The sequence below is a fragment of the Streptomyces sp. NPDC023527 genome (assembly GCF_055560115.1).
In genome coordinates, this window is record NZ_JBVHJJ010000001.1 from 735755 (window position 1) to 752205 (window position 16451).

General features: G+C 72.1%; 12 protein-coding genes, 1 tRNA gene, 1 pseudogene and 1 riboswitch. Of the genes and pseudogenes, 9 read left to right on the forward strand and 5 right to left on the reverse strand.

Annotation, left to right across the window (positions count from 1 at the left end; translation table 11 throughout):
• From ACZ303_RS03425 to ACZ303_RS03465, 9 genes and pseudogenes are all read left to right on the forward strand, one after another.
• Positions 1–259, forward strand: a pseudogene (locus tag ACZ303_RS03425) (DEAD/DEAH box helicase); the annotation flags it as partial.
• Positions 260–391: 132 nt separating this feature from the next.
• Positions 392–464, forward strand: a tRNA-Lys gene (locus tag ACZ303_RS03430).
• Between the two features lie 285 nt (positions 465–749).
• Positions 750–1640 carry a DUF6227 family protein gene (locus ACZ303_RS03435; protein ID WP_467334540.1) on the forward strand — a complete coding sequence of 297 codons (891 nt, stop codon included), beginning with the start codon at positions 750–752 and terminating at the stop codon, positions 1638–1640.
• Between the two features lie 216 nt (positions 1641–1856).
• Entirely contained in the window at positions 1857–2060 is a 204-nt protein-coding gene (locus tag ACZ303_RS03440) for a cold-shock protein (protein ID WP_344097957.1), read from the forward strand.
• A 240-nt stretch (positions 2061–2300) separates the two neighbouring features.
• Positions 2301–3968 carry a DEAD/DEAH box helicase gene (locus ACZ303_RS03445; RefSeq protein ID WP_467334544.1) on the forward strand — a complete coding sequence of 556 codons (1668 nt, stop codon included), beginning with the start codon at positions 2301–2303 and terminating at the stop codon, positions 3966–3968.
• A gap of 286 nt (positions 3969–4254) precedes the next feature.
• Positions 4255–5622: a PP2C family protein-serine/threonine phosphatase gene (locus ACZ303_RS03450; RefSeq protein WP_467334545.1), complete on the forward strand. Its 1368-nt coding sequence runs from the start codon at positions 4255–4257 to the stop codon at positions 5620–5622.
• A gap of 173 nt (positions 5623–5795) precedes the next feature.
• A riboswitch (cyclic di-AMP (ydaO/yuaA leader) is annotated at positions 5796–5939 on the forward strand.
• An 11-nt stretch (positions 5940–5950) separates the two neighbouring features.
• Positions 5951–7213 carry a M23 family metallopeptidase gene (locus ACZ303_RS03455; protein WP_467334546.1) on the forward strand — a complete coding sequence of 421 codons (1263 nt, stop codon included), beginning with the start codon at positions 5951–5953 and terminating at the stop codon, positions 7211–7213.
• Between the two features lie 60 nt (positions 7214–7273).
• Entirely contained in the window at positions 7274–8743 is a 1470-nt protein-coding gene (locus tag ACZ303_RS03460) for an MFS transporter (RefSeq protein WP_467334548.1), read from the forward strand.
• Positions 8744–8803: 60 nt separating this feature from the next.
• Positions 8804–9748 carry an aldo/keto reductase gene (locus ACZ303_RS03465; RefSeq protein ID WP_467334550.1) on the forward strand — a complete coding sequence of 315 codons (945 nt, stop codon included), beginning with the start codon at positions 8804–8806 and terminating at the stop codon, positions 9746–9748.
• A 51-nt stretch (positions 9749–9799) separates the two neighbouring features.
• Here ACZ303_RS03465 and ACZ303_RS03470 read toward each other — a convergent pair whose 3' ends face one another.
• The 5 genes from ACZ303_RS03470 to ACZ303_RS03490 form a co-directional block, all read right to left on the reverse strand.
• On the reverse strand, positions 9800–10099 hold the full coding sequence (locus ACZ303_RS03470; RefSeq protein ID WP_467334552.1) for a hypothetical protein: 300 nt from the start codon (positions 10097–10099) through the stop codon (positions 9800–9802).
• A 94-nt stretch (positions 10100–10193) separates the two neighbouring features.
• Complete coding sequence (locus ACZ303_RS03475; protein WP_467334554.1) at positions 10194–11540, reverse strand: PrsW family intramembrane metalloprotease; 1347 nt, start codon at positions 11538–11540, stop codon at positions 10194–10196.
• Positions 11541–11704: 164 nt separating this feature from the next.
• Positions 11705–12535, reverse strand: a complete 831-nt coding sequence (gene trmB, locus ACZ303_RS03480) for a tRNA (guanosine(46)-N7)-methyltransferase TrmB (protein ID WP_467334555.1) — start codon at positions 12533–12535, stop codon at positions 11705–11707.
• Positions 12536–12639: 104 nt separating this feature from the next.
• Entirely contained in the window at positions 12640–13848 is a 1209-nt protein-coding gene (lhgO, locus tag ACZ303_RS03485; RefSeq protein WP_467334557.1) for an L-2-hydroxyglutarate oxidase, read from the reverse strand.
• Between the two features lie 311 nt (positions 13849–14159).
• On the reverse strand, positions 14160–15611 hold the full coding sequence (locus ACZ303_RS03490; RefSeq protein WP_467334559.1) for an MFS transporter: 1452 nt from the start codon (positions 15609–15611) through the stop codon (positions 14160–14162).
• Between the last annotated feature and the right edge of the window lie 840 nt (positions 15612–16451).

Genomic DNA, 16451 nt, shown 5'->3' on the forward strand with positions numbered 1-16451 from the left:
CCGCCGCGACGAGCGCCCGGCGACCGGTGGCGGCTTCCGCTCCGGTGGCAGCGACCGTCCCTCGACCGGTGGTGGCTTCCGCTCCGGTGGTGGCGACCGTCCGTTCAACCGCGACCGCCGTGACGACCGTCCGTCCACCGGTGGCTTCCGCTCCGGCGGCGACCGCCCGGCCGGCCGTCGTGACGACCACCGTGGAGGCACCAGCACCGGTTCCTTCGGCCGCCGCGACGACAAGCCGCGCTGGAAGCGCAACGGCTGATAACCGCAGGTGATTTGGGGCCCGTACGACACGCAGGTGTCGTACGGGTCCCACTGCGTTCCCGCCCCCGGCCGATGCGTCGGCGATAACGACTCGGGAGAACGCGGTCGGCCGGGCTATGCTGCGGGGTGCGGGCCGTTAGCTCAATTGGCAGAGCAGTGGACTTTTAATCCATTGGTTGTGGGTTCGAGTCCCACACGGCCTACCGCGCCAGGCGCCGGGAATTCCCCGGCCGACCTGCTGCCGAGCGCCTCGTCCGGACCTCTCCGGGCGGGGCGCTCAGCCGTTTCCGGGGGCGCGCGCGAGCCCCTCGCGTGCCTGACGGCCGCTCAGCGCGCACCCGTGCGGGCCCGGTCGGCCGGTCCGGGCCTTCGATCCGATCGGGTGACCCGACGAGTTCGCCGAAACCCCGCGCCCCCGCCGTGTTCGCGCCGCTACGGTAAGTGCGCGGGGGGGCGGGGTGCGGGCGAAGGCCGGGAGGTCGAGCGACATGGAGAACTCGCGAGCGGGTGAGGGCGAGAGCGGGAGTACGGGCAGCGACATGGAGCGCGAGGGGCTCAGCGAGCGCCCGGAAACGGTGAAGCGCCCGGCTCGCACGCAGGCGTCCGGGGAGCGCGGCGGCACCGAAACCACCCCCGCCGAGCACGTCGACGAGCTGCTGAACCGCGCCCAGAACGGCTTCGAGCTCGACGAGCCGCTGCTGGAGCGGGTGCGGACCGCCCTCATGCACCAGGCCGAGCTCCGCTCGTACCGCCAGCGCAACGACGACGCCCGCCCGCTGCGGTGCAACACCTACCGCCATGTCTTCCTGCTCGCCGACGGCAGCAGCCTGCTGCTCTACGAGCTGGAGCACGACACCGGGCCGGACGAGGACTTCCTCTACGAGCTCTACGTACGGGAGGACGCCCTCGACCGGGCCGAGCGGCGCGTGCACGACCGGATCGGCGGCATCGGCCCCGGCAGCGAGGCCGAGGAGCTGCCGGCCTGGCTGGCGGAGGAGCTGCTGCTCGCCATGGGGCCGACCCAGCCCCGGCGGGAGTACGTCAGCGACGCCTCGCCCGACCACGCCCGCCGCCTGCTGCGCCGCGCGGAGAACGAGGACGGGCCCGGCGAGGTGGTGCGCGAGCTGCTCCAGGGGGCGCTCGGCCACCACATCGCGCTGATCACCAAGCCGAGGCGCCGGGGAGCCGGGCGGGACGCGACCTGGTGCCGGTTCTACGAGCACGCGTTCTTGCTGGAGGGCGGCGGCGAGGTCAGCCTCTGGGAGCTGGAGCACAACCTGAACACCGACGGCAGGCTCGTCTGCGAGGTCTATCTCGACGAGGCGGAGGCCGAGGTGGCGGCGGACCGGCACGCCCGCGCGCAGGGCGTGGAGCTGTAGCCGTAGGGGTGGAGGGCCCGGATCGCGGGCCGGTGCGGCAGTGATCGGCGGAAGAGGGGGGTTACGGGGGCCGCCGAGCTGTGCTATGGTCGTTCGAGTTGCAGTTGTGGTACCCATGAACTCGTGTGCGCCTGACGGTTATGTAGCCGAAGGCGCATTTTTGTTTTTAGCCGGTCTGTCCGGTGTGGGGCCCATCCCATTCACAAGGAGATAGACATGGCTACTGGCACCGTGAAGTGGTTCAACTCGGAAAAGGGCTTCGGCTTCATCGAGCAGGACGGCGGCGGCCCGGACGTCTTCGCCCACTACTCGAACATCGCCTCCAACGGCTTCCGTGAGCTGCTCGAGGGCCAGAAGGTTTCCTTCGACGTCACGCAGGGCCAGAAGGGCCTGCAGGCGGAGAACATCACCGCCGCCTGACGTTCCGTGCCCGCCCGGTCGACCTGACGGGCCCTTGAGACCTTCGGGTCAGGGCCCTCGGTCCACACCGGGCATCGCATGACGCTTGACGCAATGGGGCCCGCACCACTGGGTGCGGGCCCCATTGTTGCCCCCGCACCAGCGCGCCCAGGCTTTTCCGCCGCCCGTCCTTTCCCGGACGGCCTCGCGATGCGAAGTCCTCATTCCGGGCGTGCCACCCCATTGAGGGAAGGTCCCCGTATGACTCGCTCCGCCCGCCCTGCCCGCTCCTCCTCTTCTCCGGACCGCGGCGGCTCCTCCCGCCCCGCGCGCTCCCGCGCCGGCCAGCCGGCCCGCGGCGGTCAGCCCCGCCGGTCCGCCGCTCCTCTGCAGGGCGAGTTCGAGACGCCGGTCGCCACGACCCCCGCGCTGCCGCCGGTGGAGTCCTTCGCCGACCTGGACATGCCGAACGGCCTGCTCGCCACGCTGACCCGCGAGGGCGTCACCGAGCCGTTCCCGATCCAGGCCGCCACGCTGCCGAACTCGCTGAACGGCCGCGACGTCCTCGGCCGCGGCCGTACGGGCTCCGGCAAGACCCTCGCCTTCGGCCTCGCGCTGCTCGCCCGTACGGCGGGCCGCCGTGCCGAGGCCGGGCGCCCGCTCGCCCTGGTGCTGGTTCCCACCCGAGAGCTGGCGCAGCAGGTCACCGACTCGCTCAGCCCGTACGCGACCGCCGTCAACCTGCGGATCGCCACCGTCGTCGGCGGCATGTCGATCGGCCGCCAGTCCCAGACCCTGGCGCGCGGCGCCGAGGTCCTGGTCGCCACCCCCGGCCGCCTCGCGGACCTCATCCAGCGCGGTGACTGCAAGCTCGGCGACGTGACGATCACGGTCCTCGACGAGGCCGACCAGATGGCCGACATGGGCTTCCTGCCGCAGGTCACCAAGCTGCTCGACCAGGTCGACCCGGACGGCCAGCGGATGCTGTTCTCCGCGACCCTGGACCGCAACGTCGACCGCCTCGTGCGCCGCTTCCTCACCGACCCGGTGACGCACTCCGTCGACGCGTCGGTGGGCGCGGTCTCCACCATGGAGCACCACCTCTTCCACCTCACCGACCAGGACAAGAAGGACGCGGTCACCCGGATCGCCGCCCGTCCCGGCCGCGTGATCATGTTCGTGGACACCAAGCGCGGCGCCGACCGCCTGGTGAAGAAGCTGCTGTCCGAGGGCGTACGGGCCGCCGCGCTGCACGGCGGCAAGAGCCAGCCGCAGCGCAACCGCACGCTGGAGCAGTTCCGCACCGACCAGGTCACCGCGCTGGTCGCGACCAACGTCGCCGCGCGCGGCATCCACATCGACGGCCTCGACCTCGTGGTGAACATCGACCCGCCGGTCGACCACAAGGACTACCTGCACCGTGGCGGCCGTACGGCGCGCGCGGGCGAGTCCGGCACGGTCGTCACCCTCGTCCTGCCCGAGCAGCGGCGCGAGATGAGCCGCATGATGGCCACGGCGAAGATCACCCCGAACGTCATCAACACCCACCCCCGCGACCCGGAGCTCGCCCGCATCACCGGTGCGCGTGAGCCCAGTGGTGTCGCGGTGGTCATCACGCCGCCGGTACAGCCCCAGCCGCAGGGCGCCGGTAAGTCGTCGCGCTCGCGCGGTGGTTCCGGGTCCGGCGCGACGGGCGGCTCCGGCGGCTCGCGCGGCAGCCGGGGCGGCCGCACCCGCACCCGCACGGAGACCGGCGGTTCCGGTTCCTCCGGTGGCAACGGCGGCGGTGGCTTCCGCGGCTTCGGTGCCGGCAACGGCGGCGGCGAGCGCTCGCGCCGTTCCGGTGGCCCCCGCCCCGGCAACGCCGTGGGCCGGCCGCGCCGCAGCGGTGGCGGTACCGGCGGCGGCCGCCGCTCCTCCACGGCCTGACGCACGGTGCCGGGTGCGCGCCCTTGCGCACCCGGCGATGTGCGCCGGCGCCGATCGGACCCGGTGATCGGACCCGGTGGACGCTGATCGGATCAGCTGGGCGCCGATCGGATCTGCCGGGCGCTGAGCCCCCTTGTGCGCCCCCTGTCCGGCCGCACGCCCCCCACGCACCCCTGAACCCCGTACGAATTGCACCCCGGATGGCGCATCAGCGTTCGACTCGGCGGGCGGCACCCGTAAGGGTGGGAGGGGTGATGTGCGGGTCGGCCGGTCAGGAGAGAGCACGGTGGGGAAGCGAGACGGGCCAGGGCGGGAAACCGCGCGCAGCACGCCCGTACGCTGCTCCGAGCGCCCCGGACGCGATCGTTCCGGGAGTGCCGGGAGTGCCGGGCATCCCGGGCGTCCTCGCCCCGACCGTCCCCGGCGCCGCTCCGAACCCGCCGGCCGCCCACCGGGCGCCCGGCCCACCGAGCGCAACGGTCACTCGCGGTCGCGGGGAGCCCGCGCGGCGGGCCGTGCCGCACACCGGCTCCCGGCCGTCCTGATCGGCGGCGGTGTCGTCTTCGACCTCTGCACCCCGCCCTCCTACACCTGCGCCCCCTTCCTCTCGGCCGCCCCTCTCGTGGCGGCGTCCCTCTACTCCCTGCGCGCCACCGCCGCCACCGCCCTCGCCGCCGTGGCCGCCGCGATCGGGCTGGAGCTCTACGAGCGGGCGGACGACTCCGCGCGGTCGGTGACCGAGGTCCTCACCATCGCGGTCGTCTCCCTCCTCGCCCTCGGCATCAACCGCATCGCCCGCCGCCGACATCGGCAGCTCGCCTCGGCCCGGGGCATCGCGGAGACGGCGCAGCGCGCCGTACTGCCCGTACCCCCGGCCCGCATCGGTGCGCTGCGGGTGGCGGCGCGCTATGTCGCGGCCCAGGCCGACGCCCGTATCGGCGGCGATCTGTACGCCGTCCAGGACACCCCGTACGGCGTACGCGTCATCGTCGGCGACGTGCGTGGCAAGGGGCTGGAGGCGGTGGAGGCGGTCGCGGTGGTGATCGGCGCCTTCCGCGAGGCGGCCGAGCAGGAGAGCACCCTGGAGGGGGTCGCGGCGCGGCTGGAGCGCGCGTTGCAGAGAGAGGGCACCCGGCGCGCGAACCTGGATCAGTTCGAGGGCTTCACCACCGCCGTCCTGGCGGAGATGCCCGCCGACGTCCCCGTGCTGCGCCTGCTCAACCGCGGCCATCCGCCGCCCCTTCTGCTCTACCCGGACGGCCGCGTCGGCGAGGCGGAGCCCAGCGTGCCCGCGCTGCCGCTGGGGATGGGGGAGTTGGGGGCGTGGCCGGACCGGGCGGAGGAGTGGGCGTTCCCCACGGGGGCCACATTGCTGCTGTTCACCGACGGGATGACCGAGGCCAGGGACGGGAACGGCGTCTTCTACGACCCGCGCAGGCGCCTCGCGGGCCGACCGTTCAGGAGCCCCGAGGCCCTGTTGGACGTCCTCGTCGTGGACGTCTCCCGCCATTCGGGCGGTCAGAACGCCGACGACATGGCCCTCTTGGCACTCCGTCGCGGTGACGGGCGCCACCACCACGCCGTGACGGAGACGGCCGGGGTGACGACGGCCGCCGCGCAGAAGGCGGCCGATACCGTCCGTAGCCGGTCGTGATCCGAACGCTTTCCGAGGAATGGCGCTGCGAAGTGGCAAAGTCGGGCCAAGGCCCGCCAGTTCACGCTTTCGGCTTGGATTCCGGCCGTCAGGTCTATTAACGTTCGATAACGGCGTACGGTCGTCACACCCGCCGCAAGTGGCGGCACCGTGCGCCTTCGCCGAATCCCTCGGGCACAGCAGCACCTGATCCACCAGCAGCATCTGGGAACCGGGGAACCACCACCCTGGGGTGAATCGGGCCGCACTCCGGCTCGTAGGAGACCTTCCTGCTCCGAACCCGTCAGCTAACCCGGTAGGCGAGAAGGAAGGAAAGGAGTGCGCCTTCGTGGCGTCCACCAACGAGCCTGCCGGCGGTGACGGTCTGTACGGGCCGCGTGTGCCGTCGGGGTACGAGCCGATATCCGGGCCGATATCCGGGCCGGAGTCCGGGCTGACGTACGAGCCGACATACGAGTCGACATACGCACCGGTTCATGAACCGGAACCGGCGGAACCGGCATACGAGCCCCAGCCCGGCACCCCGGCCCGTGGTCGGCACCGGGTCGTCAAACAGCGTGGCGGCACGATGGCCCGTAGCGGCGCGGTGCTCGGCGTCGGCGTCATGGCGGCGGTGGGCGCCGGCGGAATGGCGAGCGCCCAGAGTCGTCCGGCGACGCCGATATCCATGCCGGACCTGTCGCGGATACCCGGCGTGGGCGCGTTCCTGACCGGCGGCGGGACATCCGGTACGAATGATTCTGTTTCTGTGGCGCCGCCCCTGGCACCCGGCGCCGACCAGCCGCTGAGTCAGGCGGGCCTGTCCGTCGAGGAGGCGGCCCGCGGCACCGCGAACGCCGGCGAGGCGCTCCGCGCCCGCATCCTCCAGCAGGCCGAGCACCAGCAGAGCGCCGCCGACGACCAGGCGCGCGAGTCCACGGCGCAGGCGGCGGCGCGGACGCAGCGGCAGGCGGCGGCGGAGAAGGCCGCCGAGGCGAAGGCCGCCGAAGCGGAGGCGGCGGCTTCGGAGGGGGAGACTTCGGAGGGGAAGGCCGCCTCTCGGGAAGGGGCCGAGGCCGAGCATGCGGCGGAGGCGGCGCCTGCGCGAAAGAGCCCGGATAAGAAACCGGTGAAGAAAGAGGCTCCGGCCAAGAGCAACAGCACCGGCAGGTCCGCCGGCACCGACCGCTCCCACGCGGGTTCGGGGTCGCGCTCGGGCTCGTACACCCTCCCGGTCGGCTCGTACACCCTGACCGCCGGTTTCGGGCAGGCGGGCAATATGTGGTCCGCGAACCACACCGGCGAGGACTTCGCCGCCCCGACCGGCACGCCCGTCAGGGCGGTGACCGGCGGCACGGTCGTCCAGGCCGGGTGGGCGGGCGCCTACGGCTACCGCGTCGTGCTGCGGCTGAATGACGGGACGGAGCTGTGGTTCTGTCATCTGTCGTCGATGGTGGTCACGTCCGGCAAGGTCGCCGCCGGTGAGGTGATCGGCAGGGTCGGCGCGACCGGCAACGTCACCGGCCCGCATCTCCATCTGGAGGTACGGCCGGGTGGCGGCTCGCCGATAGACCCGCTGTCGTGGCTGCGGGCGCGGGGCCTGAACCCGTAGACCCGCCGGGCGCGGCCCTCGGTCGCGCATGGTCGGCGCGCGAGGGGATACCCGGCCTGCGTGACGACGAACGCGACGATCACCACCTCAGTGCCTGCTCGGCTCGACCGGCTGCCCTGGTCACGCTGGCATTGGACGGTGGTGATCGGCCTCGGCACGGTATGGATCCTGGACGGCCTCGAAGTCACGGTCGTCGGCAACATCGCCGGCCGGCTGTCCGAGGAGGGCAGCGGCCTGCCCATCACATCCGGCCAGGTCACGGGCCTGGCGGCGGCGCTGTATGTGGCGGGGGCGTGTTCGGGGGCGCTGTTCTTCGGCAGGATGACCGACAAGTTCGGCCGTAAGAAGCTCTTCATCGTCACCCTCGCCGTCTATCTGGCGGCGACCGCGCTGACCGCGCTCTCCTTCTCCTCCTGGTGGTTCTTCGCGTTCCGTTTCCTGACCGGCTTCGGCATCGGAGGCGAGTACGCGGCCATCAACTCCGCCATCGACGAACTGATCCCCGCCACCTACCGCGGCCGGGTCGACCTGATCATCAACGGCAGCTTCTGGCTCGGCGCGGTCGGCGGTTCGCTGCTGTCCATCCCGATGCTGGACACGGCCATCTTCCCGCCGGACGTGGGATGGCGGCTGACCTTCGCGCTGGGCGTCGTCCTGGGCCTGGTCATCCTCGTCGTACGCCGCCATGTGCCGGAAAGTCCCCGCTGGCTGTTCATCCACGGGCGGGGAGAGGAGGCCGAAAAGCTGGTGACGTCGATCGAGCGGCGCGTCGAGGCGGAGAAGGGCACCGAACTCCCGCCGCCCGAGGGCGAGATCACCATTCACCAGCGGGACGCCATCACCTTCGGCGAAATCGCCCGCACGGTGTTCTCCGACTACCGTCGGCGCGCGATCCTCGGCCTGTCGCTCTTCATCGGCCAGGCGTTTCTCTACAACGCGATCACTTTCGGCTTCGGCGCCATCCTGACCACGTTCTTCGACGTGTCCACCTCCCGCACCGGCTACTTCTTCGCGGTGATCGCGGCGGGCAACTTCATGGGCCCGCTGCTGCTCGGCAAGCTCTTCGACACCCTCGGCCGACGCATCATGATCTCGTCGACCTATCTGCTGTCCGGCCTCCTCCTCTTCGGCACGGCCTGGCTCTTCGGGGCCGGCCATCTGACCGCCCATACCCTCACCGCCTGCTGGGCCGTCGTCCTCTTCTTCGCGTCGGCGGGCGCGAGCAGCGCGTACCTCACGGTGTCGGAGATCTTCCCCATGGAGACCCGGGCCATGGCCATCGCCTTCTTCTACGCGCTGGGCACGGCGGCGGGCGGCATCAGCGGCCCGCTGCTGTTCTCCGGCCTGACGAGCAGCGGCGTCGTCGGGGACACGGTGCTGGCGTTCCGGATCGGCGCGGCGCTGATGTGCGCGGCCGGCCTGGTGGCGGCGTTCCTGGCGGTACGGGCGGAACGGCGCTCGCTGGAATCGATCGCGGCACCGCTGTCGACGCGGCGGAAGGAGCCCTTGCCGGCGCCGGCACCGCAATAGGGCATCCCATCGGCCAAGGGGGGCGGAATATCAACTGCCACAAGGAAGTTGCACCCACACATGGCTGACACTCACAAGAAGATCGGCAACCTCTCCGTCCACCCGCTCGCCCTCGGCGGCAATGTCTTCGGCTGGACGGCGGACGAGGCGGAGTCCTTCGCGGTCCTGGACGCCTACGCGGCGGCGGGCGGCAATTTCATCGACACCGCCGACGTCTATTCCGCCTGGGCCCCCGGAAACCAGGGCGGCGAATCGGAAACGGTGATCGGCAACTGGTTCGCCGCCCGCGGCAACCGCGCCGACATCGTCCTGGCCACCAAGATCGGCGCGGGCTACCCCGAAGCACGCGGCCTCTCCGCGACCACGATCAAGTCGGGCGTCGAGGAGTCCCTGCGCCGCCTGCGCACCGACTACATCGACCTCTACTACACGCACTACGACGACCCGTCGGTGCCGGTGGAGGAGTTCATCACCGCGCTCGACGCCCTGGTGAAGGAGGGCAAGGTCCGCGAGATCGCGGCCTCCAACGTCACCCCGGACCGCCTGGCCGAGGCCCTCGCCTTCTCCGACGCCTCGGGCCTGGCGAAGTACGTCGCCATCCAGCCCCACTACAACCTGGTCTCCCGCGAGACGTACGAGGGCGACCTGGCGGACATCGCCGCCCGCCACGGCCTCGCCGCCGTCCCGTACTACGCCCTGGCCTCCGGCTTCCTCACCGGCAAGTACCGCCCGGGCGCCACGGTGGACAGCGCCCGCGCGGGGGGCGCCGGCAAGTACCTGGAGTCCGAGCGCGGCCGCCGCGTCCTGACGACCTTGGACGAGGTGGCCGCGGCCCATGACACCGAGGTCGCGACGGTGGCCCTGGCCTGGCTGGCCTCCCGCCCGACGGTCGCCTCCCCCCTGGCCAGCGCCCGCACGGCCGCCCAGCTGCCGGCGCTGCTGGCGGTGGCGGACCTGAGGCTGACGGAGGCGGAACTGACGCGCTTGACGGAAGCGTCGGCGTAGACCTGCGACGTGTGGGGGGCCGGGTTCGGGCCCCCACACCCCTTCAAACCTTCAGGCCCGGCTCTCCACAACCCAGGAAGCCAGCGCCACCCCACCGGCCACCCCGAACACAGCAGGCCAGGCCCCGACCTTCTTGGCCAGGGGATGTGACCCGGCGAAGGCGGCGACATAAAGCCCGGTAAGGGCGGCAGCCTTCTGCGGCCCCACGGTCCCGGCCCACTGCCGAGCGGCGAGCCCCCCGGCAACAGCCAGAGCCACCCCACCCAGCGGCCGCTTCTTGGTCCACCGGGCTACGGCATAGCCCCCTACGAGCCCACCGGCAGCCACTACAGACGTCGGAACCTCAGCCATCACGAAACCTCCGCATCGAGAACAACCCTTCTGAGGCTAACTCCGCACAGCGCGGCGCAGGGGGCCGGTGTGACTCAGCCACCCGCCGGCGGCCTCAGCGATGCCGTCCCATCCCCTGCCACCCCTGCTGCTGTACCGGCCACCCCTGCTGCACCGGCACGAACGGACGTGGCACCGCCGCTGAAGCCTGTGCCAGTGGGGGTTGGGCCACGTGTTTGCGTTGCCACAAGTGGTGCAGCAGTTCCTGCTCCCGTGCCGTGAAGTCGGGGCCCGCGGTGCCGTTGAGGGCGCGTTGGCGGAGGAAGGCCAGGGACGTCGCGAAGGAGATGTACTCGGCCACCGTGCGAGCCGCCGCCGGGCCGGCCGTGCGGCGGGCCACGTCCCGGGCTATGCCGCGGGCGCGCATCGAGGACAGGGCGATGGGCTCCGGCGGGGTGAGCCAGCCGGCGGCCTGGTAGGCGGGGAGGTGGGCGCGGATGGTGCGCAGCTCGTTCTGGCGGGACCAGATCGTCAGCCAGGTCAGGACGCCGAAGACCGGGACCATGAAGAGGCTGTAGACGGCGAGGAAGCCGAAGGCCGGCAGGGTCGCCGAACCGTTCCAGACGGCGTGCAGGACCATCGCGGTCAGCAGGGCCGCCAGCGGTACGAGGAAGCGCCCTACCCGGCGACGCGGGGGAAGGGTCGCGGCGATGCCGAAGCCCAGGCCCGTCATCGACGTGAAGAGCGGGTGCGCGAACGGCGACATCACGACGCGGATGAAGAACGTCGCGGCCGTCGTCGAGCCCAGGCCCGAGTAGCCGAAACTCTGGTCGTTGGCGAAGGCGTTGCCCAGGTAGAGGATGTTCTCGGTGAACGCGAAGCCCGTGGCCGTGAGACCGGCGATCACGACGCCGTCGACGATGCCGTTGAAGTCGCGGCGGCGGTAGAGGAACAGCAGCAGCACCGCGGCCGCCTTCGCGCTCTCCTCCACCACCGGCGCGATGAAGGTGGCACCCCAGGTGTCCGCGTCGGCCCGCTGCGCCGCATCGACCGTCGTCAGCAGCCACTTCGTGGCGTAACCGTTCGCCAGGATCGCCAGCAGGGTCGCCGCGCACGCGCCCCAGGCGAAGGCGAAGATCAGATTCCGCCAGGGCCCGGGCTCGACCCGGTCCATCCAGCGGAACGCCGCCACCAGCAGCGGCACCGGCAGCACCGCCAGCCCCAGCCCGACCACAAAGCCCTCCGTGCCGGTCTGCTCGCGCACCAGCGCGAGGATGACCAGCCCGCACAGGGCGAGCAGCAGGATCAGCGCGCCGGCGCGCACCGCTTTGTGGTCCCACAGGGCGCGGCGGGGCTTGTACTGCCAGCCCGCCGGCGCGGGCATGGCGGGAAAGCTCGGCTGCTGCCCAAGGGCGGGCGCGAGCCCGGCGGTCGGCTGCTGATGGGACGGGGACTCATGCACCCGATGACCCTAACCAAGGGCGCGAGCGCACAACGGACGGTTTTCCGCCCATGGGGGGTACATCACTGTGTTCATCACTGGCCGGATGGCGTCCCTGAGGGCACCTCCGGGAGGGTTCCTCCCTTGAGGGCACCTCCGATGGCGTCCCCGACCCCGCCCCGGACCTACGCCGCCCGCCGCCTGAACATCAGGTCGTGCACCACATGCCCCTTGTCCAGCCCCTGGCCCTCGAACCGCGTCAGCGGCCGGAAGTCCGGACGCGGCGCGTAGCCGCCGTCGGCCTGGGTGTTCTCGAAGTCCGGAGCGGCGGAGAGCACCTCCAGCATCTGCTCCGCGTACGGCTCCCAGTCCGTCGCGCAGTGCAGCAGCCCGCCCGGCGCGAGGCGGGTGGCGGCCAGCGCCAGGAACTCCGGCTGGATCAGCCGGCGCTTGTGGTGCCGCTTCTTGGGCCACGGGTCCGGGAAGAAGACCCGGACGCCCGCGAGCGAGTCCGGCGCGATCATCTCGCGCAGCAGGATGATCGCGTCGCCGTTGGCGACCCGGACGTTGTCGAGGCCGTTGCGCTCGGCGAGGCCCAGGAGGTTGCCCTGGCCGGGCGTGTGCACATCGCAGGCCAGGATGCCGGTGCCGGGGTCGGCGGCCGCCATCTGCGCCGTGGCCTCGCCCATGCCGAAACCGATCTCCAGGACGACCGGCAGCTCCGGGTCGCCGAACAGCTCGCCGAGATCCAGGCGGCGCATGCCGTCGATGTCCAGGCCCCACTTCGGCCACAGGCGGCGCAGGGCCTCGCCCTGGCCGGTGGTCACCCGGCTGCGGCGCGGCTGGAACGAACGGATGCGGCGCTCGTGGTGCGAGCCCGCCGGATCCGGCGCCGGGCCGTCGGGGAACATCGGCTCGCGCCTGCGGGCGGCGGCAGCCGTACGGGCGTCTTCGGACGCCGGGCCGGTGAGGCCGTCGCGGCTGGTGGCTGGGGTGGGGGCAAGATTCTCGGACACAGTGCTTCCAATTCTACGGGCGTGTCGAGGTAAGGCTCCGGGTCGCGGTCCGGGCGTACGGCAGAGAGCTCTCCTGTACGGACACGGGTGCGCACGGCTTCCTGTCACCCCAGCACCGCCAGCGCCCTCCTCGCCACCTCCCGCCCGATCGGCAGCGAGGCCGTCGCCGCCGGCGACGGTGCGTTCAGTACGTGCACCATGCGCGGAGACTGCGCGAACAGGAAGTCGTCCACCAGCGTGCCGTCCCGCAGCACCGCCTGGGCCCGCACCCCCGCCGGCGCCGGTATCAGGTCGTCCGCCACCACCTCCGGCAGCAGCCGGCGCACTGCCTCCGTGAAGGCTCGCTTGGACAGGGACCGCCGCACCTCACCCGCGCCGTACCGCCAGTGGCGCCGGGCGATCCGCCAGGAGCCGGGATAACCGAGCGTCCCGGCCAGCTCCCCGGGGCGTACGGTCAGTCGGCCGTACCCCTCCCGTGCCAGCGCCGGCACCGCGTTCGGCCCCAGGTGGACACCGCCGTCGATGCCCCGGGTCAGGTGGACGCCGAGGAACGGGAACGCCGGGTCCGGAACCGGATAGACCAGGCCGCGCACCAGCTCCGTACGAGCCGGCGACAGCTCGTAGTACTCCCCCCGGAACGGCACGATCCGCATGCCCGGGTCGTCGCCCGCCAGTCTGGCCACCCGGTCGCTGTGCAACCCCGCGCAATTGACCAGGGCGCGAGCGCGCAGCACCTCGCCCAGGGCCGTACGCACCGCGACCCCCGACGCGCGCCGGTCGATCACCAGTGCCTCGGCTCCGTACCGCACCGACGCCCCCGCGTCCTCGGCGAGGCGGGCCAGCCGGGCGGCCACCGCGGCGTAGTCGCACACCCCTGTCGTGGCGACGTGGATGGCGCCCAGCCCGCGCACATGAGGCTCGTGCTCGGCTATCTGCGCGGGGCCCAGCTCCCGTACGGGAATGCCGTTCTCCCTGCCGCGCTGGACGAGGGTGTGCAGCCGGGGCAGCTCGGATTGGTCCGTGGCGACGATCAGCTTGCCGGTGACCTCATGCGGCAGGCCGTGCTCGGCGCAGAACTTCACCATCTCGGCCGCGCCCCGCACCGCGAACCGGGCCTTGAGCGAACCGGGACGGTAATAGACACCGCTGTGGATCACGCCGCTGTTGCGCCCGGTCTGGTGGAGGGCCGGCCCCGCCTCCTTCTCCAGCACGACGACGCGCGTGCCCGGAGCGGCGCGCGTGATCGCGTACGCCGTCGACAGGCCCACGATCCCGCCCCCGACCACCAGCACGTCGCAGTCGTACGCCCTCACCACGTCACCTCCCCGCGCCGGCCGGCCACCCACGACCGGGCACCCGGCCCCCTCAGCGCCTCACCCACGTCCCCATCATGACCTGCGCCACTGACAACGGGCCGAAACCCAGGTCAGCTGTGGGACGCGACCGAAACGATCACATAGGACCGCACGGATCGATCAGACAGGACCGCGCGGATCGATCACGCGGAACCGTGCGGATCGATCACACAGGACCGCGCGGATCCCTGCCACAGGCCGACCCGGAGAGGGCAGGGAGAAGGAGAGGGAGAGGGGGAGACAGAGGCGCGAGCCGGAGACAACCGAAGTCATCCCCCCAGCGTCACCAGCAGCGGCCGCGCCCGCTCCCGCAGCTCGACGACGCGCGGCTCGTCCCCGTACGGCTCCAGGCGGTGCAGCAGATCCCGTACGTACTCGGTCGTACGCGCGGACGAGATCCGCCCCGCGACCTCCACCGCCCGCGTCCCGGCCGCGCACGCGGCGTCCAGATTGCCGGACTCCAGCTCGGCCACCGCCGACACCACCAGCCGCAGCCCGTGCGAGCGCACGAACTCCTCCGTCGGGCGGGCCAGCGCCTGCTCGGTGAAGCGCTGCACCTGCCGGGGCATCCGCAGGTCGCGGTAGCACTCGGCGGCGTCCGCCGCGAAACGTTCCTGGCTGTAGAAGTCCAGCCAGGACGGGTCCGGGTCGCCCGCGCGCGCCCGTTCCAGCCACCCCTCGGCCGCCTTGAGCGCGGCCCCGCAGGCCGGCGCGTCACCCGCCTTCGCCTGGGCCCGCGCCTCGACGAGCCGGAAGAAGCTCATCGTGCGCGCGGTCGCCAGGCCACGATTGCGCTCCAGCGCGGCCTGCGCCAGGTCCACGCCCTCGTCGGCGAAGCCCCGGTACGTGGCCTGGAGGCTCATCGAGGCCAGTACATAGCCGCCCAGCGGCACGTCGGCGGCCGCCCTGGCCAGCCGCAACGCCTGGATGTAGTAGCGCTGTGCGGCCTCCTGCTGACCGGTGTCGAAGGCCATCCAGCCGGCGAGCCGGGTCAGCTCGGCGGTCGCGCCGAACAGCGCGCGGCCCACGTCGTCGCTGTACGAGCCGAGGAGCAGCGGCGCCGCGTCGACCCGCAGGCACTCGGGCACCATCGACGAACGCCAGTCGCCGCCGCCGTACTTGGAGTCCCACCGCCGGGCGTCCTCCGCCGCCTCCCGCAGCTTGGACACATCGCTGTGGCCCACCCGCTGCGTCGGCCCGCCGTCGGAGCCGGGGCCGCTCTCGGCCTCCTTGGCCGCCTGGTGCGCCTCGCGGGCCACCGAGCTGTCGGCCGGGGTTATGAGCCAGCGGGACGCGGGCGTGGCATAGGCGCTGACGGAAAAGGATCCGGCCAGGCTCTGCCAGATGCCACCGCCCCCGCGCCGACCGGCCAGATCCAGCCTGTACAGCTCCGTCGCGGACCGCACCGCCTGGCCGACATCGCGCGGGAAGGCGAGCCCCACCTCGGGCGCCGGATCGGCGTCGGCGAGGCCGATCTCGTGCAGGGGAACGGGCCGGCCGAGCTTCCCGGCGATCGCCGCGGCGATCAGGTGCGGCGCCGCGCCCTGGGGCACCATGCCCTTGGAGACCCAGCGGGCCACGGACGTCTTGTCGTAGCGAAGTGTCAATCCCCGCTGCGCACCGAGGTCGTTGACCCTGCGCGCGAGACCGGCGTTGCTGATCCCGGCGAGGACGAGGACAGTGCCGAGCTTCTCGTTCGGCCCGCGTGGCTCCCTGGTCATGCGCACCCCTCGGCAACAGCGACGCCCGCCCCGGCATAGGCACGAGGCATTCGTAAACCCAGCGTAGTTCCCCGCATCCCGACCGTTAAGAGGTGATGTCCCGGATGGCGAGATTCGGGTCCGTGCGGACGTGCATCGAGGGGCACGTGCTCCGGTTGTGTGGGGCTGTGCGCCCGCCGTGCGCTCTATCCGCGCCAACCTGGGCGCGCTTCCATGGAAGACGCGTGGGTTGGCCCGCTGCACTGGATCCAGTGGGCTGGGGGAAGCCGCCGCCTCATTCCCCGCGGGCGGCGGAGCGGCCCGGGAGGCGGTCAACGCCTTCCGGGCCGTCACGGAAAGAGTGAAGCACTGGGTGAGTGCGCCCCCGGGCGGCGTCCGACGCCCAGTTTGGCCGGAACTCGTCGTCAGGCAAGCCGAGAAGCGGCCACCAACTGCCTTGTCGGCCAGCGGACATGGACTCACTCGCAGGACACGGGCTCACCCGCGGGGCATGGGCTCACCCGCAGGACATGGCTCCGCCGCCCCTCGCGCACCGATCCACGGCGCGCCACGCCCGTACGCCTCGGGTCCGCATGCCCCCACTCGTGACAGCATGAGCCCCGCAATGGGCATGGCAGTGAAGGCGGTTGAAGTCCGGGGCCGACGACGGCAGTCAATGGCAGCGGTCAATGGCAGCGGTCGATGACGGCGGTCGACACCAGCGGTCAATGACGGCAGTCGATGACGGTCGTGACAGCCACGACACAACCCGACCCGCGACTTGCTCCACCCGACCGCGGCAGACCACTTCACCCCGCAATCAGGTGAGTTGAGGGAAAAGCGAAACAGGCGTGTCACCTG

Bases quoted from the DNA above. Each gene is read 5' to 3' on its own strand.
- ACZ303_RS03435 (WP_467334540.1), top strand. From the start codon at position 750: ATGGAGAACTCGCGAGCGGGTGAGGGCGAGAGCGGGAGTACGGGCAGC.
- ACZ303_RS03440 (WP_344097957.1), top strand. From the start codon at position 1,857: ATGGCTACTGGCACCGTGAAGTGGTTCAACTCGGAAAAGGGCTTCGGC.
- ACZ303_RS03445 (WP_467334544.1), top strand. From the start codon at position 2,301: ATGACTCGCTCCGCCCGCCCTGCCCGCTCCTCCTCTTCTCCGGACCGC.
- ACZ303_RS03465 (WP_467334550.1), top strand. From the start codon at position 8,804: ATGGCTGACACTCACAAGAAGATCGGCAACCTCTCCGTCCACCCGCTC.
- ACZ303_RS03470 (WP_467334552.1), bottom strand. From the start codon at position 10,099: ATGGCTGAGGTTCCGACGTCTGTAGTGGCTGCCGGTGGGCTCGTAGGG.
- ACZ303_RS03490 (WP_467334559.1), bottom strand. From the start codon at position 15,611: ATGACCAGGGAGCCACGCGGGCCGAACGAGAAGCTCGGCACTGTCCTC.